Origin of the sequence: Streptomyces sp. XH2, assembly GCF_049725035.1 — a bacterium.
Classification (GTDB): domain Bacteria; phylum Actinomycetota; class Actinomycetes; order Streptomycetales; family Streptomycetaceae; genus Streptomyces; species Streptomyces roseoverticillatus.
In genome coordinates this window covers 358,427-384,006 of sequence record NZ_JBMMMZ010000006.1, presented here as the reverse complement: position 1 = coordinate 384,006, position 25,580 = coordinate 358,427, and the positions used below count along the sequence as shown (strand labels likewise).

Genomic DNA, 25,580 nt, shown 5'->3' with positions numbered 1-25,580 from the left:
GGACGCGCGAACGATTTTCGAGGCCGTCCCGAAGGACGAGCGCGCAGGCTCAGCCCTTGCCGAAGACCTCCCGCTCGACATCGGTGGGGGTCTTGTAAGTGTCCTTGGAGTGTTCCTGCAGGCGTCTGACCACGTCGTTCGACGCATGATTGTCCTCGGCGACCCGGGCGAGGTCCTTGCCCCGGGCGGGGAAGTGCGCGCCCTTCAGGACTTCCTGCACGTTGATCGGGTTCTCGGCCATAACGGTTCCTCCCGATATATTGCGTTTCCTTCCGTTCGATTCTGACAACCCTGCCCCTGGACCGCTACCCGGCCCGGAGCCGACAGGGCACACCCTCAACGCGAAAGGGGGCCCCGTCCCGGGCCCCCTTATCACTTGCGGACGGGCCGCCGGCCCCGGGCGCGGGCGCACCCCCAAGTGCGTGCGCCCGGGTGCCGTGCGGTGGCACGGCTCCGGTCCGGCTGACGTCCACGCCCGCGCGCTGATCGGCGGGCGTGGACGGGCTCGCCGGGTGGTCGGGCCGGCGGCACCGTTCCCCCGTGGAACCGGCGCTGGGCGGCGCCGGTTCCGCTTACGTTATGCGCGGGCGGCCGGGACCGGACACGTCACGGGTGCACGGTCGGGCGCCGCCGGCTGTCACCCGTGCACGGTCGCCGCGCACGGCACGCGGCCCGGCCCGGACCCGAGCTCCACCTCGGCCAGGGCGGCGCAGGCGAGGACCACCTCGTAGAGGTCGCCGCCGCCGGGGACGAGCCGGCGGCCCAGCAGGTGTTCGGCGCCGCGCAGGTGCTCGCGCACGGTGCGGGGGTGGATGCCCAGGCGGGCCGCCGCGCCCTCGACCGCCGCGTTCTCCGCGATCCAGACGCGCAGGGTCCGGCGCAGGTCGCGGTCGTCGGCGGTGAGCCGCCCGAGGAGTTCCCCCGCCCAGGCGCGGAGGCCGTCGGACGCGAGCAGCCGCCCCAGGCCCGCGGGCGGGGGCGCCTCGCCGGGCGCCGGGCAGGGCGCCGGAGCGGTGGCGTGCAGGTGCAGCGCCAAGTGGAGCACGGCCCGGGCGCGTACGTCGGCGAGGTCGGCGCCGAGCAGGGTGGCGGCCCTGTCCATGCGGGCGCGGACGGTGTTGCGGCTGACGCCGAGGATCTTGGCGGCGTTGACGGCCGTGAACTCCAGGCCGAGGCCGACGGTCGCGAGCAGCGGGGTGCGCGCGTGGTACGGCAGCGCGCCGAGCGGCTTCAGGACGCGGGCGGCCCAGGCGCGCGAGGCGGCGGGGTCGAGGAGCTCGGCGAGCCTGGTCTGTGTGCTGTGCTCGGCGACCCGGTCGGGCCGGAAGCGTGCCACGGCCAGGGCGCGGGCCGCCTCGCCGTACGCCTCGCCGACCTGGGAGAGGGGGTGGAGGGAGCTGGCGCCGAGGAAGACGCCGGGCCGGCCGGCCGTGATCCGGCGCAGCGCGGCGGCGGGTGCGGTGCCGCCGCCGTCTCCCGGTGTGCCGCGGTCCGTCGTGGGGGCGACGACGATGACCTGGGTGTCGTAGGCGGCGCAGCGCACCGTCAGGGCCCGGCCTCCGGTGGCTTCTTCGCAGGCGCGCAGGAGGGCGTCGCGCCGGTGCCCCTGTTGTTCGAGGACGATGACGCGGGCCGTGTCGGCGTCGAGGAGGCCGGGGGCGAGGCCTGCGGCGGTGCGCTGGGCGAGGGTGACCTCGCCGCCCATGAGGAGCTGGAACACGGCGAGCCGCAGGCAGGCCATGGCGTGTTCGGCGCTGCGGCGGTGCTCGGCGGCCTCGCGGGCCCGGAGCAGCGGGGCGAGGACTCCGGCGGCGTGGGTGAGGAGGGCCGCGGCCTGCTCGTCGAACGGGCCCGGCAGGCCGGCGGCGAGGACGGGGTGCGGGGCGCCGCGCCCGACGGCGACGAGGCGCAGCTGCCCGTGCCGGTCGTCGGCCGCCGCGGCGTGGAGCCGGCCGCCGGCCACGTGGTGCAGCAGCTTCCCGGCGCGTTCCTCGACGGCCGCGTGGGCGGCGGTGCCGGCGAGGGGTTCGCCGTTCCGGCCGGTCAGGGTGACGGTGCCGCCGAGGGTGCCGGCGAGCCAGGTGACGAGGCGGCGCAGGGCCGTGTCGTCGCCGTTCTCGCCCGCGCGGGCGAAGTCCAGCAGCCGGGTCAGCCGCGCCGCGTGTTCCCGTGCCTGCCGCAGCCGTTCGCCGCTGTCGTCGTCCGTGGCCACGCTTCCACCCCTTTCCCCGTTTTTCACCCTTCTTTTCCCCAAGGCTACTTGAGGGAAAGAAGGGTGCTCGCGCCGCTGCGGTGAGGCGCGTTGGCCGCGCGCGCGCCGGGGGGTGCGTGCCGTGGCGCGGCAGGCCGCGCGCACTGCGGGAGAGGCGTACGCGGCAGCGGTTCGCGCGTTGTGCTGGGTAGGGAGGAGCAGCACGTCATGGAAGTCACGGGCGTGACTGCGGGAGAGGGGTGGTATGGGAGGGAAGGCACGTTGATCCGTCTGGCGCGGGGCGCTACGGGATTCCGGGGGCCGCACGAGGCCCCTCTGCCGCGGACCGAGGCGGCGCTGTTCCGGGCCGCCTGTTTCACCGCGGCCATGGAGGCCCGGGGGCGGGCCGGCGAGGTGGTCCCCGGCGAGGTGCAGACGTTCCGCCGGGCGACGCTCAGCGACGGGTACGGCCGTGTGTTCACCGCCCTGGGCCACGTCCATCTGCCCGTGGTGGCCTTCACGACGGACGCGGTCCGCGAGGGCGAGCCGGTGCCCGGGTTCGCGGACCCGCCGCTGTGGGCGCAGGTCTTCGAGACGGCGGGGCTGCGGGTGATGGGGGTCAAGGAGCTGATGACCCCCTTGGAGGAGGTCGACGTCTCGGAGCTGTCGCCGGCCGAGCTCACGGAGATCCGCTACTGGAAGCCCGGGTGCCTGGGCGACGTCCTGTTCAACTGGTGGGACTGAGCGGGGCCGGGTCCTGCCGGCCCGTCCACGAGCGGCGCGGTGTACGGTCGGGTGTCGCCCGCAGGGGCGACGGCCCGGGCCGAGCGCGAGAAGAACAAGAGGTGGCGTCACGATGAGTCCCCGCCGGAGTGCTGCCCCCGGCGAGCCGACCTTCACGGAGCGGGCGCGCCGGCAGCAGATCGTCGAGAGCACGATCGACCTGATCTCCACGCGGGGGTACCCGGCGGCGTCCCTGTCGGCGATCGCGGAGGCGGCGGGCATCTCCAAGGCCGCGGTCCTCTACCACTTCTCGTCGAAGGACAACCTCACGCGCACGGCGCTGACGCAGGTGCTGGAGCAGTTCACCGCGTACGTCACCGAGCGCGTGGAGCGGGAGCCGGACCCGCTCGACGCGCTCGTCGCCTACGTCCGGGCCATGGTCGGCTACCAGCAGGCCAACCGGCGCCACGTGCGCGTGATCATCGAGATGCTCCTCGACGACGAGGGCGGCACGCGGCTGAAGACACCGGGCCGGCACCAGACCGGCGGCCGCCTGCAGGGCCTGATGGAGCTGCTGGCGGCGGGGCAGGCGGCGGGCCGGCTGCGCGCGTTCGACACGCGGGTGACCGCCCTCGCGATCGGCGGTGCGATCGACGGGGTGGTCTCCCACTGGCTCGCCGACCCGGGGATGGACCTCGACGCGGCGGCCGACGAGCTGGTGACGTTCACGCTGAACGCGGTGCGGGCCCGGGACTGAGCCCGTACGTCCGGGGCCGCCTCCTACGCCCTCGCGAAGGCGGGCGCGCGCTCGGGCCGTATCCCGATCCCGCCGAGGAACGCGGTGGCGGTGCGCAGGGGACGGGCCCGGCGCAGCAGTCTCATCGGCAGGGGCAGGGTGCCGGGGCGCAGGGTGCCGTCGAGGGCGCTGCGGATCAGGCGGTGTTCGCCCTGCTGCGACTGCTGCACGAGGGCCGTGGGGAGCGTGCGGCGCTTCTGCACCCGTTCGAGGTCGTGGCCGCAGACCGTGCCCTCGCGCAGCGGCCGGGCGAGGATGCGGGCGGCCGCGGCGGCGTCCTGGACCGCGAGGTTGACGCCCGCGCCGCCGACGGGCGACATGGTGTGGGCCGCGTCGCCGATGCAGAGCACGCCGTTGCCGTACCAGCGCGGGAGCCGCCCCATGGACACGTCGAGCAGTTTGACGTCGTCCCAGGAGCCGATGGCGGCGGTCACGCCGGCGTCCCAGCCGAAGAGGCCGCCGAGCCGGTCGCGGAACCACTGGATGTCGTGGGAGCGCAGTTCGGCGTCCCGGCCCTTGGCGATGAGGTAGGAGGTCTGGAAGTACGTGCCGCGGTCCATGGTGACGGCGGCCTGGCCGTCGCCGAAGCGGGCGAAGACGCGGCCGTCCTTGATGCCGCCGCGGGGTGCCTCCACGCGGACCTGCCACACGTCCATGGGGACGTCGAACTCCTCCGGGACCAGCCCGGCCTCCCTGCGGACGACGGAGCGGCGGCCGTCGCAGCCGACGGTGAGGTCCGCGGCGATTTCGCCGGGGGTGCCGTCCCCGGCGGTGTAGCGCACGCCGGTCACCCGGCCGCCTTCCCTGCGCAGGCCGGTGACCTCGGTGCACATGCGCAGGGTGAAGGAGGGTTCGGCCGCGGCGGCGCTCGCCAGCAGGTCGAGGAAGTCCCACTGGGGGACCATGGCGATGTACTTGTGGCGGCCGGGGATGCGGCGGAAGTCGGCCGCGACGACGGTGGTGCCGGCGATCTCCATGCGCATCTCCTCCAGCTTGGGGAAGGGGAGTTCCGCGAACCGCTCGCCGAGGCCGAGTTCGTCGAGCAGGCGCAGGGTGGAGGGGTGGACGGTGTCGCCGCGGAAGTCGCGCAGGAAGTCGCGGTGCTTCTCCAGGACGGTCACGCGGATCCCGGCCCTGGCCAGCAGCAGTCCCAGCATCATCCCTGCGGGGCCTCCGCCCACCACACAGCACGTCGTGCGTTCCATGCGTCCCGCCTCTCGTCGAGCATGACTCTGACCGATCGGTCAGTAATCTAACCGATCGGTCAGTCGCTGTCTCGCGAGGGCCGGAAGAGCCGTCAGGAACGGCGTCGCAGCGCCCCTTTCACGCCGTCAGCACTTCACGCTCCTCCGCGTCGGCGCCCGCCGCGGCAGCGGCCGCCAGCTCCTCCATGGGCAGGCCCAGCACGGAGGCCAGCGCCGCGATCGTGAAGAAGGCGGGGGTGGGCGCGCGGCCGGTCTCGATCTTGCGGAGCGTCTCCACGGACAAGCCCGCGGCGGCGGCGATCTCCACCATGCTGCGCTCGCCGCGCGCCTGGCGGAGCAGGGCGCCGAGCCGCTCGCCGCGCCGCCGCTCCCAGGGGGTCAAGGGGGTCCTCACCATGGGGCGGATTCTAGACCGTGATACTAATACCGGTATAAGAATTGGTGACGAGCCAGGGGAGTTCCGGAACCATGGTGGAGATCAAGACCGACGGCGAGCTGGACGCCATGCGCGAGGCGGGCCGCATCGTGGCCAACGCGCTGGCCGCCGTCCGCGACACGGCGAAGACGGGCGTGACGCTGAGGGAGCTGGACGAGGCGGCGCACGCCGTCATCAAGGACGCCGGGGCGAGCTCCCCCTTCCTGGGCTACAAGCCCGACTTCGCCCCCACCCCGTTCCCCGGGGTGATCTGCGCGTCCGTCAACGACGTCATCGTGCACGGCATCCCGAGCGACTACGCGCTGCGCGACGGCGACCTGGTCAGCATCGACTGCGGTGCCAAGCTCGACGGCTGGACGGGCGACGCCGCCATCAGCTTCGTCGTCGGCACGCCGCGCCCGGCCGACACCGCCCTGATCGACGCCACCCAGCGGGCGCTGGACGCCGCCATCGCCGCGGCCGTCCCCGGCAACCGCATCGGGGACATCTCCCACGCCGTCGGCAGCGTCGCCCGCTCCGGGGGCTACGGCATGCCCGCGGACTTCGGCGGCCACGGCATCGGCCGGGAGATGCACGAGGACCCGCACGTGCCCAACCGGGGCCGTCCGCGCCGGGGCATGACGCTGCGGCACGGCCTGGTGCTCGCGCTGGAGCCGATGCTCATGGCGGGCGGCAGCAACGCCTACCGCACGGACGCCGACGGGTGGACGATACGCACCGCCGACGGCAGCCGTGCCGCGCACATCGAGCACTCGGTCGCCATCACCAAGGACGGCCCGCGGGTGCTGACGCTGCCGTAGGTCATCTCCCGGATGACTCCCCGTAGGGTCCGCCGCCCGGCTCAGGCGGAGAACTGCCGCATCAGCCGTACGCCCTGGGCCGCCGTCATGTGCGGCAGGTACGCCTTGCCGATGGCGCGGGTGATGGCGGGCAGGGCGGCCGGGTCGGGGTAGGCCATGTACAGGGGGTGGTACTCCGGCTGGAACTTGGACTTGAAGTTCAGCAGCGACCGGAAGCCGTAGACCGGTTCGAGGACCTTGCCCCCGTAGTCGAGGATCCGCTGCAGGGCCGCCGGGGGTTCCTCGGTGGCCTTGCGGGCGAGCGGGGCGCCCGAGAGGCCGAGGAAGCGGGCGCCCTCCTCCTGGAAGCCGAGCGCGGCCGAGGCGATGAGGAACTCCATGGAGCCGCGGAAGCCGGCGGCCCGGCGCCGCATGAAGTCCAGCGTCCAGCCGGCCGGCCGGCCCGCTTCGTACACCGGCATCCAGCTGGTGATCCCGTGCACGGTGCGGTCGCCGTCCACGGCGATGAGGCAGCGCACGGCCGGGTCGTCGAGCTCCTCCAGGCCGCCGAGGGTGAAGCCCATCTCCGGCAGGCCCTTGTCGGCGACCCATTCCTCGGAGATGGACCGGATCTGGTCGGTGAGGGCGACCGGCGCCTCGGGGTAGGACCACCACTCGGCGGTGATGCCCTCCTTCTTGGCCTTGTTGAGCGCGGTCCGCACGTCCTGCCACTTCTTGCCCGTGAAGGCGAGGCCGGGCAGGGGGACGACGGTGTCCTCGGCGACCTGCACCGAGCGCCAGCCGAGCGCCTCCGCCGCGGCGCGGGCCTCCTCCCCCACGCTGTAGAAGCACGGCGTCCAGCCGCGCTCGTCGCAGTGGCGCGCGAAACCGCCGACGGCGGCCGCCCGCGCGTCCGGCGCGCCGAACGGCTCGCCGGTGGTCAGGGCCACGGTGGCGATCACCCGGTAGGCCACGGCGGAGCGACCGGCCGCGTCGAACCAGTAGTAGTTGCCGTCCCAGGTCGTCAGGAACGACAGCGTCGAGCCGCCGTGCGCGGTGAGGAGCTCGCGGGCGCGCACGGCGGCGTCGGCGTCGGTGTGCAGGCGCGGGCGGCGGAAGGTGACGAGCAGCGCGACGAGGGTGACGAGCCAGAAGACGAGTCCGCAGTAGTGGAAGAGGGCCTGGGCCGTACCGCCGACCGGGACCGGCCAGTCGGTGAAGGTGGCGAGCAGGGTGGGCGGCAGGAACTCCGACGCCAGCCCGGAGAAGAGCACCGAGGGCGTGGCCGCGGGGTCGTACTGGTCGCGCACGGCGTAGCCGATGCCCACGTACGCGGCGCAGGCCAGGACGAGGGAGCCGCCGGCGACGGCCGCGAGGCCGCGGGTCGCGGTACGCGGCAGCCGCAGGCCGAAGCGGGCGCGGGTGACGATCAGGAGGGCCACGATGAGGACGGGCAGCAGCATCTGTTCCGCGAAGGCCTGGGCGTACGTCGAGCGCTCGGCGGGCGCGGCCCAGCCGGCGGGGTGGCTGAGGAAGTCGTGCAGCCACCAGGAGAACAGGGCGGTCCAGGCGAGGTGGACCAGCACCGCCAGGCCCCAGGCGAGCCGCAGGCCGCGGCGCAGCCCTTCCGCGAGGACGAGCATCAGCGCGGGGACGAGGACGGCCATGACGGCGGCGGGCGAGTCGTAGAAGTTCCGCAGGGCGTGCACGAAGTGGCAGTCCTCGGCGGAGGCGGCGCAGGCGTCGGCGACCTCCTGCCCGGTGGGCTGGACGGAGACGTAGATCTGGAAGGAGTTCAGGGGCCCGTAGGCGTCCCGGTAGAGGATCGCGACCATGGGGCCGATGGCGGCGGCGGCCACGACGAGCGCGACGAGGACGCGGGCCTCGGCGTGGGAGGAGTGCCGCAGGCGCAGCGGCCCGGCCCGGCGGTACAGGACCGCGCCGAGGAGGAGGCCGACGGCGGCGCCGCCGAGGCGCAGGACGCCCTGGAGGTGGCCGACGTAGAGGGTCATGACGAGGGCGAAGGCGACGATGCCGAGGCGGGTGCGGCGGCGCCACAGGGCGGTGAGCCGGTAGCTGAGGACGCCGCCGACGGCGAGCGCGCCGACGGTCGGGGAGACGGCGAGGTAGCCGGCGAGCTCTTCCAGCCACCACTCCCCCGCGGCGTTGCCGAGCTGGACGATGCCGGTGCCGAGGAGCGTGCCGAGGATCTGGCCGCCGATGAGGACGGCTGCGGTGCGGGCGACGCCCAGGCGCCGCTCGGCCGGGGTGACGAGCAGCAGGATGATGGCGGTGGCGCCGAGGTAGCCGCCGAGCCCCGGGCACCACAGGAGGGAGCTGACGGGGGTCCACCAGCGGCCTTCGGCGAGGGCGGGGACGCCGACGCCGACGTGTTCCATGCGGTGCCGGCTCGGGCCGCTGCCGAGGCTGCCGGTGACCGCTCCGACGATCCACAGCACCGCGAGGAAGCCGAGGGTGAAGGGCGCGTGCCGGACGGGGACGAGCAGCCGGTCGAGGGTGACGCGCCAGGGGTGGGCGCTGTCGCCGGGGGTGGGCGCGGGCGGCGGGGCGGTGGTCTCGCTCATCGGACGGGCCCTGCCTCACGGGAGTCGCTCATCGGGTCAGCCCCGTCTCACGGGAGATCCAGGGGAGTTGGCGCTCCAGGCCGGGCCGCCAGACCTGCCAGCTGTGGCCGCCGGGGAGCAGGACCCACTCGGCCCGCATGCCGGCCTTGACGGCCGCTTCGTAGACCTTGCGCTGCTGGGGCCGGTAGGTGCTGTCGGTGCTGCCGGCGACGAAAGCGGCCTTGGTGCCGGGGAAGCGCTGCCGGGCCATCACGTCGAGGGGGTTGACGGCGGCGAAGGCCGCGGTGTCGCCGCCGAACGCCTTGTCGACGGTCTTCTGCCGGCTGCCGAGGGTGGGGGCCTCCTGGCCGGAGATGTCGTTGACGACGCCGTAGACCTGGGGCGCGTTGACGCCGAGCTGGATCGAGCAGGTGCCGCCGAAGGAGATGCCGGAGATGACCCAGGAGGTGCGGTCGGGGGCGACCTGGAGGTGGGAGCGGATCCAGTCGGGGACGTCGGTGGCGAGGTAGGTCTGGACGTTGCCCAGCCGGGAGTCGAGGCAGAGGGTGTTGGCGAACTGGGAGCCGAGCGGGTCCACGACGACGACCACGGGCGCGAGGCCGCGGTGCTCGCCGGCGAAGGCGTCCATCATGCCGACGAGGCGCCCGGAGTTGATCCAGTCGTCGGGCGATCCCGGCTGGCCGGCCATGAGGACGACGACCGGCAGGAGGGGGCGCGGCACGGCCCGGTAGGCGGGTGGGAGGTAGACGTAGGCGCTGCGGGCGTGGAAGCCGGATCTGGCGCCGGGGACGGGCGACTGGGAGAGGGTGCCGTGCTGGGCCATGCCGGCGGGCGGGCGCCAGACGTCGGCGACGGTCCTGCCGGCGGGGACGCGCAGGACGGGTTCGGTGCGCCCGGTGGCCTCGGTGATGCTCGTGGTCTTGGTGAGCCAGGAGTTGAGGGCGCTGCGGGCGGTGGGGTACTGGTCGAAGTGCCGGTTGATCTCGGAGGCGCCGAGGAGGACGACGAGGAGGCCGACGAGGACGGCACCGGCCCAGTACCGCGGGCGGAGCAGCGGGACGCGGAAGGCGGCGAGGCACACGCCGAGGACGGCGATCCCGGCCCAGACCACCACGCCGGTGGGCAGGGGGTCGGGGAAGGGCTGCCACCAGTCGTCGACGGCGGTGCGCAGGAGCCAGGTCGCGGCGGCGGCGAGCAGGACGGCCGCCGGGGCCCACCGGGTCCACCAGGTGCGGCGGCGGGAGAAGAGGAGCGCCGCGAGGGCGCACAGTCCCACGGCCAGGAGGGCGACCGGAATCCATCCGCTCACCAGGGACCAGTCCAGCGGGCCTGCGGAGATCTGCATCCATCGCACCTCCCTGAAAATGCTACATATCTCCATAAATGCAGCAACTCAGGAAGGTGTGCCGCGGCTCTTGTCAGCGGCCCGGCCCGGTGAGAGATTCTCGGATGGCCCGTCGGCCGGTTCCGCCGCATGCGTTTCCCGAAAAGGAGATGCCTCGTGCCCGCAGCGCCGAAAGTGAGCGGCAGACCGAGCGCACTCGATCTGCCCCAGGCTCCCGACGGATTCCGGAAGGTCGTGAAGGCGCTGCGCGCCCGGCCTCCGCTGCGCAGCGCCCGGCTGCCCGCGGAGCCGCCCTGGCGGAGCCGGTTCGTCGCGCCCCGCGCGGACGTGCCGCGGGTGTCGCTGCGGGAGTTCGGGTACCGCGACGGCGAACTCCTGCGGGCGCAGGGGCGCGTCGACGACACGGCCATCGCGGGGCCGTGGCGCCTCCTGACGGACGAAGGGCTGGAGCGGCTGACCGCGGTGTGCGAGCAGCTCGAAGCGGCGGCGCAGGACGCGGGGTTCACCGCGACGCGGCGGCTGCGCGCCGCCGATCTCCTCTCGCCGTTCATCGCCAACATGATCCGCGACCGCGAATTCCTCCTCACCTGTTCGCGGCTGGTCGGCATTCCGCTGATTCCGCATCCGCTGCGGCTGCCCACGGCTCAGATCAATTACGGCGAGGGCGAGGGCCGGCAGGGCGGCGTCCGCTGGCACCGCGACGGCATGGACTACGTCTTCACGATTCAGCTCAGCGGCTACGACGACTACGACGGCGGCCGCTTCACATACTTCCGGGGCCGCACGGACGAATTCCCCGGGCCGGTGGCGGACGATTCCCGATTCCGCGAGGCGGACCTCGGCGAGCGCGGCGCGACGCTCTTCCTCCACGGCAGCCGCATCTTCCACGCGGTCACGCCCGTGACGAAGGGCCACCGGGTGACGCTGGTGATCTCGCTGTTCTGCCCGTATTTCGCCCGCCAGGATTCCAATACGTTCTGGCACCTCGCGGCCGACGACGGCATTGCCGCCACCGTGCCCTGCTGGCTGCGCCTGAAGTGGCCCGTGCGGAACCCGGCCGTGGACTTCGGCCTGCGTTCCGCGAGCCCGGTCATCACCTGGGACGACCTGCGCTGACCGCCGCCCCGGCCGCTTCCCCCGTGCCCCCTCGGCCCTGCCGCGGGCCGCGCGAGCCTGCGGCAGGGCGCGCGCACGGGCACGCGGGGCGGCCCGCAGGCGCATTCCCGCCCTCCGGCGCGCTCCCTCGCGCACACGTCCGGCCGCGATGCCGCGGTCCGGGCGGAGCATCCGGCGGCATGGGAAAGGAGCGGGCCACAGATCGTCACGTGCGCCGGGCCCCTTCCCAGCCCGGTCCGTAACGGCCGGTGAGGTCCTGGCAATTGATCCATGCCATGCACATGCATATCCGGGAGGGGTTCCGGCGGCGGCACTTTCCGCATATTCCCTGGTGACGCCGGAAGCCCGCGATCCCCGCAGCGCCGGACGCATCGTTCTCGAACAGGAATCCATACCGTTCATGCGCTAATACCAGCAGTCCCGATCAAGTAATACGCTCCGAAAAAAGTGGCCGGAACGAATATCCCCCGGCCCGACCCGGCCATGATTCGCTGACCGCGTATGCACGCATACCGCCAGACCACGGCGAGGAGAGACTGATGGCCGAAGTCAAGAAGATGATCACTCCGACACCCACGGCGTCGTCCCGCCCTTGCGGGTTCGTCTCGCCCGACAAGGGCAACGCCCCGACGATCACGCCGGTACCGAAGGCGGAGTCGGTCTGTACGGACGTCTCCGAGACGAAGGAAACGGTCACCCCTGCGTAGCAGTCCCGGCGCACCGGTTCCGACGGGCCCGCCGCGATCCACGCCAGCGGCGGGCCCGTTCCACGGTCGCGCTCCCCCGGCCGGCGTCCCGGCCCCGTTCGGTCCGCACCACATCCAGGAGGAAGTCCACCGATGTCGGCTCCGGTTTACCAGTCCTCCCGCTACGTCCGTACGATGCGCACCGCCCGGGACCGCGACTTCTCGCGGTTCGGCGGCCGGCTCGACGCCTACGACGGCACCGAGCGCACGGTGGCCTTCCACTCCCTCTTCGGCAACGCCCGCCTGGTGGACCGCGACACGGTCGCACTGCTGCGCGAGGCCGCCGACGGCATCCCCCTGGACACGCTGCGCGCACGGGTGGGCAGCGAGACCGTGGACAGCCTCATCGAGGCGCAGTACCTGGTGGAGGCCGGCCACGACGAGGCGGCGCAGATCGACGAACTCCTCGCCGCCCGCGGCGAGGCGCTCAGCAGCGGCGTCTTCCACTCCTCGATCCAGCTCGTGCTGACCAACGCCTGCAACTTCTCCTGTCAGGGCTGTTTCGCCTACAACTTCGACGGCGGCGTCGAGGAGCGCAACACCTCCGGGGAGTCCGTCAAGCCCGGCCCCGTCCTCGTCCAGCTGCGCACGGCGCGCGGCGACAGCGGGCCGACGCTCGCCCGCGGCGACTGGAACGAGGGCACCGACGGCGCCCGCAACCCCTCGATGCACATGTCCCCGCAGGTCGCGGAGAAGACGCTGCGGGAGGCGGTGGCGCTGCGCAAGGCCAACGGCGGCGGCGAGCTCACGGTGTCGTTCTTCGGCGGCGAGCCGACGCTCGCCCGCAACACGATCCTGCACATCCTGCGCACCTTCGGGCACTTCCACGACGGCGTCGCCCTGTCGTACGACATGACGAGCAACGGCTCGCGCATCGACGACGAACTCCTCAAGGCGCTCGCCGACTACCGGGTCTCGACCACCGTCTCGATCGACTACCTCGTCCCCGAGACCGGGGAGTTCCGCGGCGGGCAGCAGCAGCGCACGCCGTGGCCCGTGGTCCGCAAGGCCATCCTCGACATGAAGGCCGCGGGCGTGCCCGTGAGCATCACCACGGTCCTGTCGCAGTACACCTGGGACAAGTGGGGCACCCCGCTGATCGACTTCGTCGCCGAGGCCGGCCTGGACTCCCTGGACGTGATCGTCTCCTTCCAGGCCCGGGAGTTCTTCGAACAGCACAGCCCGCACGACGTGGCGCAGAAGCTGCTGGCCGCCGTCGACTACGGGCGCGAGCGCGGGGTGCAGCTCAGCGGCTACTGGTACCAGACGTTCCAGATGATCGCCGACGAGGCGAAGTGGGCGGCCCAGGCGGACTACAAGACGTGCCCGGCCGTGGGCCGGCAGCTGTCCATCGAGCCCAACGGCAGCGTGTTCGCCTGCAAGGCGACGGCGCGCAAGCTCGGCACCATCGACGACTGGCGGGGCGTGTTCAACTCGGCGGCCTACCGCGACTACGGCATGCGCGCCTACACCAACGGCCCCGGCTGCCAGGGCTGCGAGCTGCAGGGCACCTGCTCGGGCGGGTCCGCGGGCGCGCTGGAGGAGGAGAACGGGTCGATCCAGGTGATGTCGCCGGGCTACTGCGCGTACATGCGCGAGGTCGTGCAAGGGCTGCTGGAGCGCCACCACGCCCAGGTCTGCACGGGCGTCTGACGGGGCCCGGGCAGATGCCGACGATCGGTCTGAACTTCGGGCACGACGGGGGCGCGGCCCTGGCCCAGCCGACGGGCGTCCACGTCATCGAGGGCGAGCGCCAGGTGGGGCTGCGCCACGTGTGCGGCGGCAACGCCGGTTTCGCGGCGTCGGTCGGCGACTGGGTGAACCGGCTGCACGCGCTGGCGCGCGGCCCGGTCACCGCGGTCGCCGTCGCCGACTGGTACACGCCGGCGTGCCGGATCCTGCCCGGCGGGCTCGTGGAGCTCGTCTCCGAGGACATCACGTGGAGCCGCCCGGGCGACGCGCTGGCCACGTCCGTCCTGCGCCCGGTCAAGTCCGTGGACTGGCCGCTCGCCGACGGCCCGGCCGGCCCGCTGCCCGTGATCGCCGTGCGCCACCACTACGCGCACGCCGCCCTGGCCTACTACACGTCCGGGGCGGACAAGGCGATCGCCCTCGCCCTGGACGGGACGGGCAACTACGCCGAGTGCGGCATGGTCTGCCTGGGCGACGGCACGTCGCTGACCCCCGTCCTGTCGTTCAGCAACCGCACGGGGCCGCGCTTCGGGCTGGTCTACGAGGCGCTGGCCCGCCGGGTGCACGGCGGCCAGTTCGACACGGGCAAGCTGCTGGGCCTGGCCGCCACCGGCACCGTGGACGCCGACCTCCTGCCCGTGCTGCGCACGATGCTCGCCGGGGAGCGGGCCCGGTGCCACGCGCCCGACCTGCTCGCCCCCCTCGGCGGCGAGGCGCCCGCCGGCAGCGCCCTGCGCTACGAGGACACCTGGTACCCGTACGACGAGGACGCGGGCGGCTATCTGGACGGCCTGCTGGGCGACGCCACCGACGACGACGTGGTCCACTCCTACGGCGGGGTGTTCCCCGACGAGATCCGCACGCCGCGCGGGCACCGCTTCCTCGTCGGGCACAGCCCCGGCGACCCGGTCTGCCGGAACCTCGCCGCGACGCTCCAGGCTGCCGTCGAGGAGGACCTCACCCACCTCGTCGCCGGGCTGCACGCCCGCTGGCCCGGCCACCCCGTGCTCTGCTACGCCGGGGGCTGCGCCCTGAACATCACGGCGAACACCCGGATCGCGGAGAGCGGGCTGTTCTCCCGGGTGCACATCCCCACCTGCTGCGACGACTCCGGGATCGCGCTGGGCGCGGCGCTGGCCGTGGCCGCACCGCAGGACCGTCCCGCGGCGGGCGGGCGGCCGGGTGCGGAGCTGGCCTACGGCGGTCCGCCGCTCACGGCGCGCGGCCCGGTGCGCACCGGTCACACCCGTACGACCCTCGCGAGCGACGCCGCCCTGGCCGAGCACGTGGCCGGCATGCTCGCCGGGCGCAAGTGCGTGGCCTGGCTGGGCGGCGGGATGGAGACCGGGCCGCGTGCCCTGGGGCACCGGTCGCTGCTCGTCTCGCCGCACTGGGCCGGCGCCCGGCGCCACGTCTCGCAGACCATCAAACGGCGCGAGTGGTTCCGGCCGGTGGCACCGCTGTGCCCGGCGGAGGTGGCCGGCGCGTACTTCACCGGTCCGCTCGACCACACCGACACCATGCTGTTCGCGGTACGCGTCCGCGAGGAGCACGCCGAGCGGCTCGCCGAGGTGCGGCACATCGACGGCACGGCACGGCTGCAGACCCTGCACGCCGACCGGCACCCGCTGCTGCACCGCTTGTGCCACGCGGTGGCGCGCCGCACGGGGCTGCCGATCCTCATCAACACCAGCGCCAACGGCGGCGGCCGGCCCATCCTCAACGACCTCGGGGAGGCCCTGGAGCTGCTGGACGGCACGGCTCTGGACGCGGTCGTCCTGGCCGACGAGCGGACCGTCATCACCTGACCAGGAACCGACCCGGAAGCGAGGAGCACCGACCATGGCGAGGACCCAGCTCAGGGACATCCGCAAGAAGCTGCCGCTGCGCGTGCTGTCCCCCGAGGACTGGGAGCACTGGACCACCCGCGGGTACGTCGTCGTCCGGCAGGCCGTGCCCGCGGACAACGTCGAGCGGCTGACGCGGGCGCTGTGGGAGTTCGAGGACATGGCGCCCGGCGACCCCGCGACCTGGTACGCGGACCGCACCGACAACCAGCGGCTGCCGGGCCACAGCGGGCTGGTGGAGATCTACAACCACCAGGCCATGTGGGACAACCGGCAGACGCAGCGGGTGTACGACGCGTTCGTCGACATCTGGGACACCACCGGCCTGTGGGTCGTGATCGACTTCGCCAACGTCAACCCGCCGAACCGCGGCACCCGTGCGTTCGAGGGCTTCGTCCACTGGGACGTCGACACCTCCCGGCGGCCGCTGCCCATCAGCTGCCAGGGGGTGCTCTCGCTCAGCGAGGGCAACGAGGAGATCGGCGGCTTCCAGTGCGTGCCGGGCATCTTCGAGAAGCTGGACGCCTGGCTGGAGGAACAGCCCCCCGACCGCGACCCGATGACGCCCGACATCACCGGGTACGCGATCGAGACGCTGCGCGTCGACCCCGGAGACCTGATCATCTTCAACAGCCTGCTGCCGCACGGGGTGCGCCCGAACCGCTCCGCGGACCGGGTGCGTATGGCACAGTACATCTCCATGGCGCCCGCCCTGGAGGACGACGCCGCGCTCCGGGACAGCCGCGTACGGTTCTGGCGGGACCGCATCCCGCCGCACGAGCACGAGCACCACGGAAGCCCTCGCAAGAAGGAGCGCGAGCTGTACGGGCGCGCCGAGCTCACCCCGCTGGGCGAGCGGCTTCTGGGGCTCACGAGTTGGCCGTGACCGGGCCGGGCGGCGGGGCGGCGGTGCGCGGCCGGACGCGGAGTGAAGTCCCTTGACCGAGACCGGGGCACCCGCCCGTACGCCCGTGCTGGGCAGCCGCTTCCGCTGGCTGTGGTCGTCGTCCGTGGCGTCCAACGCCGGGGACGGCGTCACCCGCACCCTGCTGCCGCTGCTGGTGGTCGCGAGCCACCCGCAGCCGCTGGTGGTGGCCGGGCTCACGGCGGTGAACATGCTGCCGTGGCTGCTGTTCGCGCTGCCCGCGGGCGTCCTGGCGGACCGTCACGACCGGCGGCGGATCCTGCTCTTCAGCAATCTCACGCGGGCCGCCGCGCTGCTGGCGGCCGTCGGGGCGTTCGCTGCGGGCACGTCGCTGGCCGTGCTGTTCGCGCTCTCGTTCGTCCTCGGCATCGCCGAGACGCTGGCGGAGACCGCGGCGCCCGCGATGCTGCCCGACATCGTGGCCTCCGAGCACCTGGAGCACGCCAACGGCCGGCTCTTCGCGCCGCAGGTCATCCTCAACGAGATGGCGGGCCCGCCGCTGGCCGGTCTGCTGGTCGGCGTCGGCGCGACGCTGGCACTGGCGACCGGCGGCGCGCTGTACGGGCTCGCCGCGGTGCTGCTGCTGGGGCTGGCCGGCGTCACGGCGGCCCCGCGCACCGCTCCCCCGCCCGGCACGTCCGCGGCCCGCTCCATGTGGCAGGACCTGCGCACGGGCGTCTCCTTCGTGCTCACGCGGGCGGCGCTCACCCGCACGCTGGCCGCCAGCGCGCTCTACGGCCTGGTGTACTCGGCGACGTTCTCGATGCTGGTGCTGCTGGCCTACCGGACCCTGCACCTGCACGCCACCGGCTACGGCCTGCTGCTGACCGTCGGCTCCGTCGGCTCGATCGCCGGGACGTGGCTCGCGCCGCGGCTCTCCCGGCGGCTGCCCACGCTCGTCATGGCGCAGTGGTCGCTGATCCTGTCGGGCGCGGCCTACGTGGGGCTGGGCCTGGCGGGGCACGTCGTGGCCGCCGGCGCCGCGATCTTCTGCAACGGCGTCTTCATGATGAGCTGGAACATCCCGGTGCTGTCGCTGCGCCAGCGGTTCGCGCCGCCGGAGCTGCAGGGCCGCGTGATGAGCGTGTCACGCCTGTGCTCGTGGGGAACGATGCCGATCGGGGCGGCCCTCGGCGGGCTGCTCGCCCGCACCACGTCCGTCACCACCGTCTTCGTCTCGTCCGGGGCCGTCCTGATCCTGGGATCCGTCGCCCTGCTCGCACCGCTGCGCCAGGACGTGCTCACCGGCGAACAGCCGGAGGCCTCCCGCGTGCCGCGGCAGCACACCGACACCGAAAGAGGAGAGCATGACCGCGGAACTGTATGACACCGTGATCGTCGGCGGCGGCCCGGCGGGCCTGGGCGCGGCCCTGTACCTGGGCCGTTCGCGCCGGCGCGTCGCGCTCGTCGACTCGGGCGACGCCCGGAACATGGCCGCGGGCGTCATGCACAACATGCTCACCAACGACGGGGTGACCATCGCGGACTTCCGCGCCCGCGCCCGCGCCGAGATCGCCCGCTACGGCGTGGAGTTCGTGGACGACGAGGTGATCTCCGTGGCCCCCGAGGACGACCGCCTGGTGACCGTGGCCAAGGAGTCCGGGGCGTACGCGAGCCGGACGGTGGTGTACGCGGCGGGCGTGCGCTCGAAGGTGCCGGACGTGCCGGGGCTCGCCGCGCTGTGGGGCAAGGGCGTGTTCGAGTGCCCGTACTGCCACGCCTACGAGGTCCGGGACGGGCGCTTCGGCGTGTACGGCGGCGCGGTGCCCGGCGAGTGCCTCGCCGCGACCCTGACCGCGTGGACGTCCTCGCTCACCTATCTGTCGGACCGGCGGGAGCTGCCCGAGGAGGAGCGGGGCTTCCTGGCCGCCTCCGGGGTCGCCACCGTCCCCGACAAGATCACGAGCGTGTCGGCGCACCCCGACGGGGTCGCCGTCGACCTGGCGGACGGGCGCTCGCTCACCTTCACGGCGCTGTTCCTGCACATGGACACCGAGCCGCGCGTGGAACCGCTGCGGCCCTGGCTCCAGGCCGCCGACCTCACGGAGGTCCAGACCGACGAGCGCGGCCGCACCTCGCTCCCCCGCCTGTACGTGGCCGGCGACCTGGGCAAGAACATGCAGCAGGCCGCCATGGCCGCGGCCAGCGGCGGCCTCGCCGCCATGGCCGTCAACGCCGACCTGATCCGCGAGGACCGGCCCGGCGCGCTCTACGACCTGCCACCCGCCGCCCACTGACGCGACCGTCCGGAGACCCGAGGAGAGCCCTGCCCCATGAAGTCCCCGCGCGCCGAACTCGTCCCCCACATGGAGCACTACACCTTCGTCCTGGAGGACCAGCCGTACATCGGCTTCTTCCAGTACGGCAACGAGCGCACGCCGGTGTACTCCACCGACTCGTGCGGCTTCCGGGTCACCCACACGGCGGACGGCACGGCGACGGTCGCCGACGGGCGCCCGCCGGGGCCCGTCCGGCTGCTGGCCGGCAGCTCCGCCGTGTTCGGCGTGGGGGCGAGCGGGGACCACGCCACGATCGCCTCGCGCCTGGGCAGCCGGCACGCGCCCGGGAGGCCCTGGCTCAACTTCTCGGGGCAGAGCCTGAACTCGGCGCAGGAGCTGATGCTGCTGACGCTCTTCCAGCACCTGCTGCCCGAGGTCGCGGAGATCGTCCTGTTCTCCGGCGTCAACAACCTCGTGCTCAGCCGGCTGCCGGCGGCGCGGCACGGCCGGCACGGCGCCTTCTTCGAGTGCGGCCCCGCGCCCGACGCGTCCGCGGTGCCGGCCCCGGCCGAGCGCATCGCGCACGCGACGGCCCTGACGGTGCGGCACCTCGGCGGGTGGCGGCTGCTGGCCCGGGCGCTCGGGGCGCGGCTGACGTTCGTCCTGCAGCCGCTCGCGCCCTGGGTGCGGGAGGAGCCGGCGCCCCAGGAGAAGGCGCTGTTCGACGAGCTGGACGACGTCTCCAACTGGCGCCGCCTGCACAACGACATCGCCTCGATGGAGGTCGGGCGTGCCTACGCGGCCGCCCTGCGCGAGGGCTGTGCGGCGCTGGGGGTGCCCTTCGTCGACATGAACGCGGAGCTCGGCGCGGCGACCGGGCCCGGGGACTGGCTGTTCGTGGACCGGGTGCACTGCGTCGACGCCGGGTACGACGCCGTCGCCCGGGTCCTCGCCGACCGCCTCGGCACCGCCTGAGACCGGAAGGGGGAGGCTCGCATGGCACTGCTCCGCAGAGTCCTGGCCCGGCTGCTGCACCTGCGCCTGCGCCGCAAGCGGGCGCTGAAGCCGCAGCCGGCGGACGACGCGTCCATCTATCCCATGTTCTGATCCGGGGGCGCCGCGTGACGCAGCTGGTTCTGGGTTTGTCGGCCTTCTACCACGACAGTGCGGCCGCGCTGGTCGCCGACGGCGTCCCGGTCGCGGCCGCACAGGAGGAGCGGTTCAGCCGGAGACGGCACGACCCGTCGTTCCCGCGCGGGGCGGTCGCCTACTGCCTGCGGGAGGCGGGCGCGGAGCTCGGCGACGTGTCCGCGATCGCGTACTACGAGGATCCCGCGCTGAAGTTCCGGCGGGTGCTCGCGACGTACGCGGGGGCGGCGCCGCACGGCCTCGCCTCCTTCGTCGAGGGGCTGCCGGCCTGGCTCGGCTGGAAGCGGTCCGCCACGCGGGCCGTGCGCGAGCACCTGGCCGGGCCCGGGGGGCGGGCGGCGGTGCCGGAGGTCGTGGCGCGGCGCCACCACGAGTCCCACGCGGCGTCGGCGTTCTTCGCGAGCCCCTACCCGTCGGCCGCCGTGCTGTGCGTCGACGGCGTCGGGGAGTGGGCGACGACCACGCTGTGGCAGGGCGCGGGGACCCGGCTGCGCCACCTCGCCGAGCTGCGGTTCCCGCACTCGCTGGGGCTGCTGTACTCGGCGTTCACGTACTTCTGCGGCTTCAAGGTCGACTCGGGCGAGTACAAGCTGATGGGGCTCGCCCCGTACGGCACGCCCCGCTTCGCGCCGCTGATCCGGGAGCGGCTGATCGACGTCAAGCCGGACGGCTCGTTCCGGCTCGACCTGCGCTGGTTCGAGTTCCTGCGGGGCCGGGTGATGACCGGCGCGGGCTTCGAGCAGCTCTTCGGCGGGCCGCGGCGGCAGCCGGAAGGGCCGCTGACCGAGCGGGAGTTCGACCTCGCGGCGTCGGTGCAGCAGGTGACCGAGGAGGTGATGGTCAAGCTGGCGCGCACCGCGCGGCGGCTGACCGGGGAGCCGCGGCTGTGCCTCGCCGGCGGCGTCGCCCTGAACTGCGTCGCGAACGGCAGGCTCCTGGAGGACGCGGGCCCGGCGGAGCTGTGGGTGCAGCCCGCGGCCGGGGACGCCGGGGGCGCCCTCGGTGCGGCGCTCGCCGAGGCGTACGGGCGGGGCGCGCCGCGGGTGCACCCCGCCGCCGGGCGCGACGCGATGGCGGGCGCGCTGCTGGGCCCGGAGTACTCGGACGAGGAGATCGGCGCGTACCTGGACGCGCACGGCATCCCCTACGAGCGCCCGGGGTTCGAAGGCGTGGCGCGGCGGGTGGCCGGCGCGCTGGCCGGCGGGGCGATCGTGGGCTGGTTCCAGGGCCGGATGGAGTTCGGGCCGCGGGCGCTCGGGTCGCGGTCCATCCTCGCCGACCCGCGCGACCCGGGCATGCAGTCGGCGCTCAACCTGCGGACGAAGTTCCGCGAGTCGTTCCGGCCGTTCGCGCCCGCGGTGCTCGCCGAGGACGCGAAGGACTGGTTCGACCTGCGTCAGGAGAGCCCGTACATGCTGATCGTCGGCAAGGTCGCGGAGGCGCAGCGGCTCGCCGCGGACGTCCCCGGCGGGGTGAGCGGGCTCGACCTGCTGCACCTGCCCCGCTCGACGGTCCCGGCCGTCACCCACGTCGACGGCTCGGCGCGGGTGCAGACCGTCGACGGGCGCCACCCGCGGCTGCGGCGGCTGCTGCTCGCGTTCAAGGAGCGCACCGGGTGCCCGGTGCTGGTGAACACGTCGTTCAACGTCCGCGGCGAGCCGATCGTGAACACGCCGGGCGAGGCGTACGCCTGCTTCATGCGGACCAACATCGATCTGCTGGCGCTGGGCGGCTTCCTGCTGCGCAAGCAGGGGCAGCCGCCGTGGCAGGAGGAGCGGGACTGGCGTGCCGGGATCCCGATGGACTGACTGCCGGGGAAGGAGGTGTGACGCCGTGCGGACGGTCCTGCTGACGGCGGTGTACTACCTGGCCGTCACCCCGTGGGGGTGGTGCCGGCGCAGGGTGCGCGACCCGCTGGCGCGGCGCTGGCGGCCGCGGGCGGAGACGTACTGGCACTTCGTGCCCGGAGGCGGGGCCGGGGAGCGCTGAGCCCGCGGTTGCGGGCGGGGCGGGTGTGGCTGATGGTGGACATCAATCATGACGCACGCCACCGGCCCGGACGGTCAGCTCCAGGCGCCGCGCCTGCCGCACCGCGCGCGGCTCCTCGTCGTGGCGGCGTACGTCCTGCTGTCCGCCGCCGTCGCGATGGACCTGGCGCAGAGCCCGGAGTGGACGGTGTCCCCCGTCCTGGCCACCGCGCCGGTGCTCGCCAGCATCGGCACGCGGCGGCCCCGGGTCCCGCTGCTCGTCGGCCTGGGCGCGCTCGCCCTGGTCGCCCCGCTGGCGCTCGCCGACGACCAGGTGCCCCTGCTCGTCCACCTGACGTCCGCGTTCACCGTGCTGGCGATCACGTCGGTCAGCACCGCGAACGTGGTGCTCGTCGCCACGCGCGAACGGGAGCTGCTGGAGTCGCGGTCCGTGGCGGAGGCGGCCCAGCACACGCTGCTGCGGCCGCCGCCCGAACGGCTGGACGGGCTGCGGGTCGCGGTGCGCTACCTGGCCGCCGCGGCCGAGGCGCGGGTCGGCGGCGACCTGTACGAAACGCTCGTCACGCCCTTCGGGACGCGGCTGCTGATGGGCGACGTGCGGGGCAAGGGACTCGCCGCGATCGACACGGCGGCGGCCGTGCTGGGCACGTTCCGGGAAGCCGCGCAGGTCGAGCCCTCGCTCGCGGCGGTCGCGGGGCGCCTCGACGCGGCGATGGGGCGGCGGCAGCCGGGCGAGGAGTTCGTGACCGCGGCCCTGGTGCAGGTGACCGGTCCGGGCCGGGCCGAACTGGTGAACTGCGGCCACCTGCCGCCCCTGCGGTGCCGGCCGGGGCGGGCGGGCGGCATGGACGTGGACGAGGTGCCCACCCCCGACCCCCAGCCGCCGCTGGCGCTCCTCGGCATGGCGGGCGGCACGTACCGGGGACGGACCTTCGCGTTCGAGCGGGGCGACCTCCTGCTGCTGTACACCGACGGGGTGACGGAGGCGCGGGACGCGGCGGGCCGCTTCTACCCTTTGACGGAGCGGCTCGCGGCCATGCCGGACGCGTCCCCGGCCGCGCTCCTGGACCGCGTCGTCGCCGACCTCCTCGCGTATGCGGGCGGCGAACTCTCGGACGACGCGGCGCTGCTCGCCGTCCGGCGGGAAGATTGACGTACGGGGTGAGGTGGTCGGGCACCGCCGGACAGGCCGTCCGTGGCTGATCGCCGCCGCGGCGGGGGAAGCATGGCGGCCCCCGCCGGAACGCGGGGCCGCTTCGCCCAGGCCAAGGATGCCGCGCATCCTTGAGACCGCCGCGGCGGCGATCAGCCACCACGGCGGTACCCGGCGGTGCCGAACCCACCGCACGCCGGAACGGCACCGCCGGACACCTCGCCGGTGGCTGGTCGCCGTCGCGGCGGAAGACGACGGGTGGGCCCGGCCGTAGCGGCACAGGCACGTCGGGGCAGCGGCGCCGTCAACTTAACGGTGCCATCTGCCTCTTGGCGGTTCCGCCTACGGTGCATAGCGTCGATGGCATGCAGACGATCACCTTAGGTGGCGTGGACGTCACCCGTGTCGTGGAATGGCACTCCCCGGTCGCCCCCACCCCCGCGATCTTTCCCTCCAGCACCCCCCGGATGTGGAAGGAGAACGAGTCGTGGCTGGCGCCGGACTTCTGGCGGCCGGCGACCGACCAGCTGGTGTGCAACGTGCAGACGTGGGTGCTGCGCGGCGAGGGCCGCACCGTCCTCGTGGACACGGGGCTGGGCAACGACAAGGACCGGCCGCACATGCCGGACTGGTCGCACTTGAGGACCGGCTACCTGGAGCGGCTCGCCGCCGCCGGGGTCCGCCCGGAGGACGTGGATGTCGTCGTCAACACCCACCTGCACTCGGACCACATCGGCTGGAACACCCGCCTGCGGGACGGTGCGTGGCTGCCGACGTTCCCGAACGCGACGTACTACGTCGCGAAGGCCGACTTCGTGTACTGGGACCCGGCCGGGCCGCACACGCCGCGCGGGGTCCTCGGGGACCTGAGCCTGGCGGAGGGCGTCGGCACGGTGTTCGAGGACAGTGTCCTCCCGGTGCACCGGGCGGGCCAGATGGTGCTGTGGGAGGGGGACACGTGCCGCATCGGCGCGGGCCTGACGCTGGAGGCCGCTCCCGGGCACACGCCGGGCTCGTCCGTCGTGCGGCTGGAGTCGGGCGCGGACCGCGCCCTGTTCATCGGCGACCTGGTGCACAGCCCGCTGCAGATAGCCGAGCCGGACTGCGACACGTGCCTGAGCGAGGACCAGGCGCAGGCGACCCGTTCGCGGCGGCGGATCCTGGAGGAGGCCGCCGACACCCGCGCCCTCGTGTTCCCGGCGCATTTCCCGGGCCACGGGGCCGCCGAAGTGCGCCGGGAGGGCTCGAAGTTCGCCCTGCAGCGCTGGGCGGCGTTCGACCGTACGGAGGACGGTGACCCGGGCCCGGCCTGACGGGGGGGCGGGTACGCCGACGGGCCGGCCCGGAAGGGGCCGGCCCGTCGATCGGGGACCGCTCGCTAGCGGATCGCGAAGGGCAGTTCCTGGTGGTGGAAGGACAGGTCGCCGTTGCCGACCGTCACCCCGGCGTCCGCCTGCGACACGTCGCGGGGGGCCGACCCGGCGACGGCGATCCGCAGCCGGTAGGAGGCGGTGGCGCCGGGCGCCAGCGGACCCTTGATGACCGGCAGGAGCGCCGCGCTCATGCCGGGGTCGCAGCCGCCGGCGACGAGCGGGACGCGCTCCCAGCCGTGGCCGGGCCGGTACTGCTGCAGGACGAGGTCCTTGGGGGCCAGGGCGTGGCTCTTGCCGGCGCCGTAGGCGGAGTAGGAGGCGTACAGGGCGGGGTAGGGCCGGTCGGTGGTGTTCTTGACCGTGACCGTGAAGGGTGCGCTGGGCGCGCCGCCGCGGTCGAGCCGTTCGCCGCCGCGCCAGCCGCTGACCGAGACGTCGGGCCGGGTGGTGGCGGCGGTGCGGGCGGGGGCGCGGTAGGTGCGGCCCTTGCCGTCGTCGACGGAGGCGGTGACGGTGAGGGTGCCCGGCCGGTCGAGGTCCTGGATGCGCAGCGCCACGCTGTGCGGGTGGGCCGCGCTCGCGTCGGCCGTGACCGGGAAGGTGAAGACGCCGTGGGTGTCCGAGCCGGTCGAGCGGCTCTTGAGGTCCGTCCACTTGTGCGTCTTGGGCACGTAGCGCTGGACGGTGAGGGAGTCGGTGCCGAAGCCGCGGCTGCGGACGTCGAGCCGGACGGTGCCCTTGGTGACGGGTGTGCGGAGCGTGACGCCGGAGCGCGACCACATGCCGATGGGCAGCTGGGACGGCAGGCTGTAGGAGATCTTCTCCGCGGCGGTGCCGGTCGCGGCGGCCGGCGGCTCGGCCGTGGCGGCGCGGGCCGCGGCGGCCGCGGCGGCGGACGGCTGTTTCGCCTCCTGGTCGCTGCCGCAGCCCACGGCCGTGGCCCGCGCGCCGCCGGCCGGTATGGCGGCGGCCGTTCCGGCCGTCCCCGCGACGAGGACCAGGCCGGCCGCGAGGGCGGCCACCGATCCCATGACGCCCCGCACCGCCGGCAACCGCCGCTGCGCGACTCTTCGTGACATGTACCGCCCCCTGCTTCCGGGTTCGTACGCACGCTCGTGCGTCTCCGACGTACGAGATTGTCTTCCGTAGCTGATGGTTCCCTGTGGCACCGGAAATACCGCGGAATCTCGTAGTTGTGCCGCGCATGGGTCCGGCGGGACGCCCCGGATGCCGCAGGACCGGGTGCGGCGGGGGGGGGGGGGGGGGGGGGGGGGGGGGGGGCGCGCGCGGGGCGCCGCGGCGCGCGCGGGGG

Annotated in this window: 22 protein-coding genes; 15 read left to right on the top strand and 7 right to left on the bottom strand. The window is 73.9% G+C overall.

The features are described 5' to 3' along the window. Window positions 1-49: 49 nt before the first annotated feature. On the bottom strand, window positions 50-241 hold the full coding sequence (locus ACOTKD_RS14910) for a DUF2795 domain-containing protein (protein WP_424889415.1): 192 nt from the start codon (window positions 239-241) through the stop codon (window positions 50-52). Between the two features lie 396 nt (window positions 242-637). Beyond that, window positions 638-2,212 (bottom strand): helix-turn-helix domain-containing protein, encoded by a 1,575-nt coding sequence (locus tag ACOTKD_RS14905; protein ID WP_424889414.1) that lies wholly within the window; start codon window positions 2,210-2,212, stop codon window positions 638-640. A 261-nt stretch (window positions 2,213-2,473) separates the two neighbouring features. Between ACOTKD_RS14905 and ACOTKD_RS14900 the strand changes: the two genes are divergently transcribed. Both ACOTKD_RS14900 and ACOTKD_RS14895 read left to right on the top strand, forming a co-directional pair. After that, complete coding sequence (locus ACOTKD_RS14900; RefSeq protein WP_030365714.1) at window positions 2,474-2,935, top strand: hypothetical protein; 462 nt, start codon at window positions 2,474-2,476, stop codon at window positions 2,933-2,935. Between the two features lie 112 nt (window positions 2,936-3,047). Then, a complete protein-coding gene (locus ACOTKD_RS14895) occupies window positions 3,048-3,671 on the top strand; it encodes a TetR/AcrR family transcriptional regulator (protein WP_424889413.1) in 624 nt (207 codons plus the stop codon). A 23-nt stretch (window positions 3,672-3,694) separates the two neighbouring features. Here ACOTKD_RS14895 and ACOTKD_RS14890 read toward each other — a convergent pair whose 3' ends face one another. Then, window positions 3,695-4,915, bottom strand: coding sequence for an FAD-dependent oxidoreductase (locus ACOTKD_RS14890; protein WP_424889412.1), 1,221 nt, complete (start codon window positions 4,913-4,915; stop codon window positions 3,695-3,697). A gap of 118 nt (window positions 4,916-5,033) precedes the next feature. Next, window positions 5,034-5,312 carry a helix-turn-helix domain-containing protein gene (locus ACOTKD_RS14885; protein WP_424889411.1) on the bottom strand — a complete coding sequence of 93 codons (279 nt, stop codon included), beginning with the start codon at window positions 5,310-5,312 and terminating at the stop codon, window positions 5,034-5,036. Between the two features lie 71 nt (window positions 5,313-5,383). On the opposite strand from ACOTKD_RS14885, the gene map reads away from it, so the two are divergent. Continuing rightward, a complete protein-coding gene (gene map, locus ACOTKD_RS14880) occupies window positions 5,384-6,151 on the top strand; it encodes a type I methionyl aminopeptidase (RefSeq protein WP_424889410.1) in 768 nt (255 codons plus the stop codon). 41 nt (window positions 6,152-6,192) lie between these two features. Here the strand turns inward: map and ACOTKD_RS14875 are convergent, their stop codons facing one another. Then, the gene (locus ACOTKD_RS14875; protein WP_424889409.1) at window positions 6,193-8,715 is read right to left on the bottom strand and encodes a bifunctional lysylphosphatidylglycerol flippase/synthetase MprF; all 2,523 of its coding nucleotides are present in this window, start codon (window positions 8,713-8,715) and stop codon (window positions 6,193-6,195) included. Between the two features lie 28 nt (window positions 8,716-8,743). Continuing rightward, the gene (locus ACOTKD_RS14870; RefSeq protein ID WP_424889408.1) at window positions 8,744-10,060 is read right to left on the bottom strand and encodes an alpha/beta hydrolase; all 1,317 of its coding nucleotides are present in this window, start codon (window positions 10,058-10,060) and stop codon (window positions 8,744-8,746) included. 156 nt (window positions 10,061-10,216) lie between these two features. Here ACOTKD_RS14870 and ACOTKD_RS14865 point away from each other — a divergent pair, with 156 nt between their 5' ends. The 12 genes from ACOTKD_RS14865 to ACOTKD_RS14810 all read left to right on the top strand — a co-directional run bounded on the left by ACOTKD_RS14865 (window position 10,217) and on the right by ACOTKD_RS14810 (window position 24,208). Then, window positions 10,217-11,176, top strand: a complete 960-nt coding sequence (locus ACOTKD_RS14865; RefSeq protein WP_424889407.1) for a 2OG-Fe(II) oxygenase — start codon at window positions 10,217-10,219, stop codon at window positions 11,174-11,176. 539 nt (window positions 11,177-11,715) lie between these two features. After that, window positions 11,716-11,883, top strand: a complete 168-nt coding sequence (locus tag ACOTKD_RS14860) for a hypothetical protein (protein ID WP_189382812.1) — start codon at window positions 11,716-11,718, stop codon at window positions 11,881-11,883. Between the two features lie 132 nt (window positions 11,884-12,015). Beyond that, complete coding sequence (locus tag ACOTKD_RS14855; RefSeq protein WP_424889406.1) at window positions 12,016-13,575, top strand: radical SAM protein; 1,560 nt, start codon at window positions 12,016-12,018, stop codon at window positions 13,573-13,575. 14 nt (window positions 13,576-13,589) lie between these two features. Further along, window positions 13,590-15,422 carry a carbamoyltransferase C-terminal domain-containing protein gene (locus ACOTKD_RS14850; RefSeq protein WP_424889405.1) on the top strand — a complete coding sequence of 611 codons (1,833 nt, stop codon included), beginning with the start codon at window positions 13,590-13,592 and terminating at the stop codon, window positions 15,420-15,422. A 34-nt stretch (window positions 15,423-15,456) separates the two neighbouring features. Beyond that, entirely contained in the window at window positions 15,457-16,347 is an 891-nt protein-coding gene (locus ACOTKD_RS14845) for a phytanoyl-CoA dioxygenase family protein (RefSeq protein WP_424889404.1), read from the top strand. Window positions 16,348-16,399: 52 nt separating this feature from the next. Then, the gene (locus ACOTKD_RS14840; protein WP_424889403.1) at window positions 16,400-17,713 is read left to right on the top strand and encodes an MFS transporter; all 1,314 of its coding nucleotides are present in this window, start codon (window positions 16,400-16,402) and stop codon (window positions 17,711-17,713) included. Further along, a complete protein-coding gene (locus tag ACOTKD_RS14835) occupies window positions 17,694-18,623 on the top strand; it encodes an NAD(P)/FAD-dependent oxidoreductase (protein ID WP_424889402.1) in 930 nt (309 codons plus the stop codon). The genes ACOTKD_RS14840 and ACOTKD_RS14835 overlap by 20 nt, the downstream gene beginning before the upstream one ends. Before the next feature lie 36 nt (window positions 18,624-18,659). Next, a complete protein-coding gene (locus tag ACOTKD_RS14830; protein WP_424889401.1) occupies window positions 18,660-19,580 on the top strand; it encodes an SGNH/GDSL hydrolase family protein in 921 nt (306 codons plus the stop codon). A gap of 146 nt (window positions 19,581-19,726) precedes the next feature. Continuing rightward, entirely contained in the window at window positions 19,727-21,562 is a 1,836-nt protein-coding gene (locus ACOTKD_RS14825) for a carbamoyltransferase family protein (protein WP_424889400.1), read from the top strand. 25 nt (window positions 21,563-21,587) lie between these two features. After that, window positions 21,588-21,743 (top strand): hypothetical protein, encoded by a 156-nt coding sequence (locus ACOTKD_RS14820; protein WP_424889399.1) that lies wholly within the window; start codon window positions 21,588-21,590, stop codon window positions 21,741-21,743. A gap of 48 nt (window positions 21,744-21,791) precedes the next feature. Beyond that, on the top strand, window positions 21,792-22,895 hold the full coding sequence (locus tag ACOTKD_RS14815; RefSeq protein ID WP_424889398.1) for a PP2C family protein-serine/threonine phosphatase: 1,104 nt from the start codon (window positions 21,792-21,794) through the stop codon (window positions 22,893-22,895). A 365-nt stretch (window positions 22,896-23,260) separates the two neighbouring features. Continuing rightward, window positions 23,261-24,208, top strand: coding sequence for an MBL fold metallo-hydrolase (locus tag ACOTKD_RS14810; protein WP_424889397.1), 948 nt, complete (start codon window positions 23,261-23,263; stop codon window positions 24,206-24,208). Between the two features lie 65 nt (window positions 24,209-24,273). Here the strand turns inward: ACOTKD_RS14810 and ACOTKD_RS14805 are convergent, their stop codons facing one another. Beyond that, the gene (locus ACOTKD_RS14805) at window positions 24,274-25,347 is read right to left on the bottom strand and encodes a hypothetical protein (protein WP_424889396.1); all 1,074 of its coding nucleotides are present in this window, start codon (window positions 25,345-25,347) and stop codon (window positions 24,274-24,276) included. Window positions 25,348-25,580: the final 233 nt, after the last annotated feature.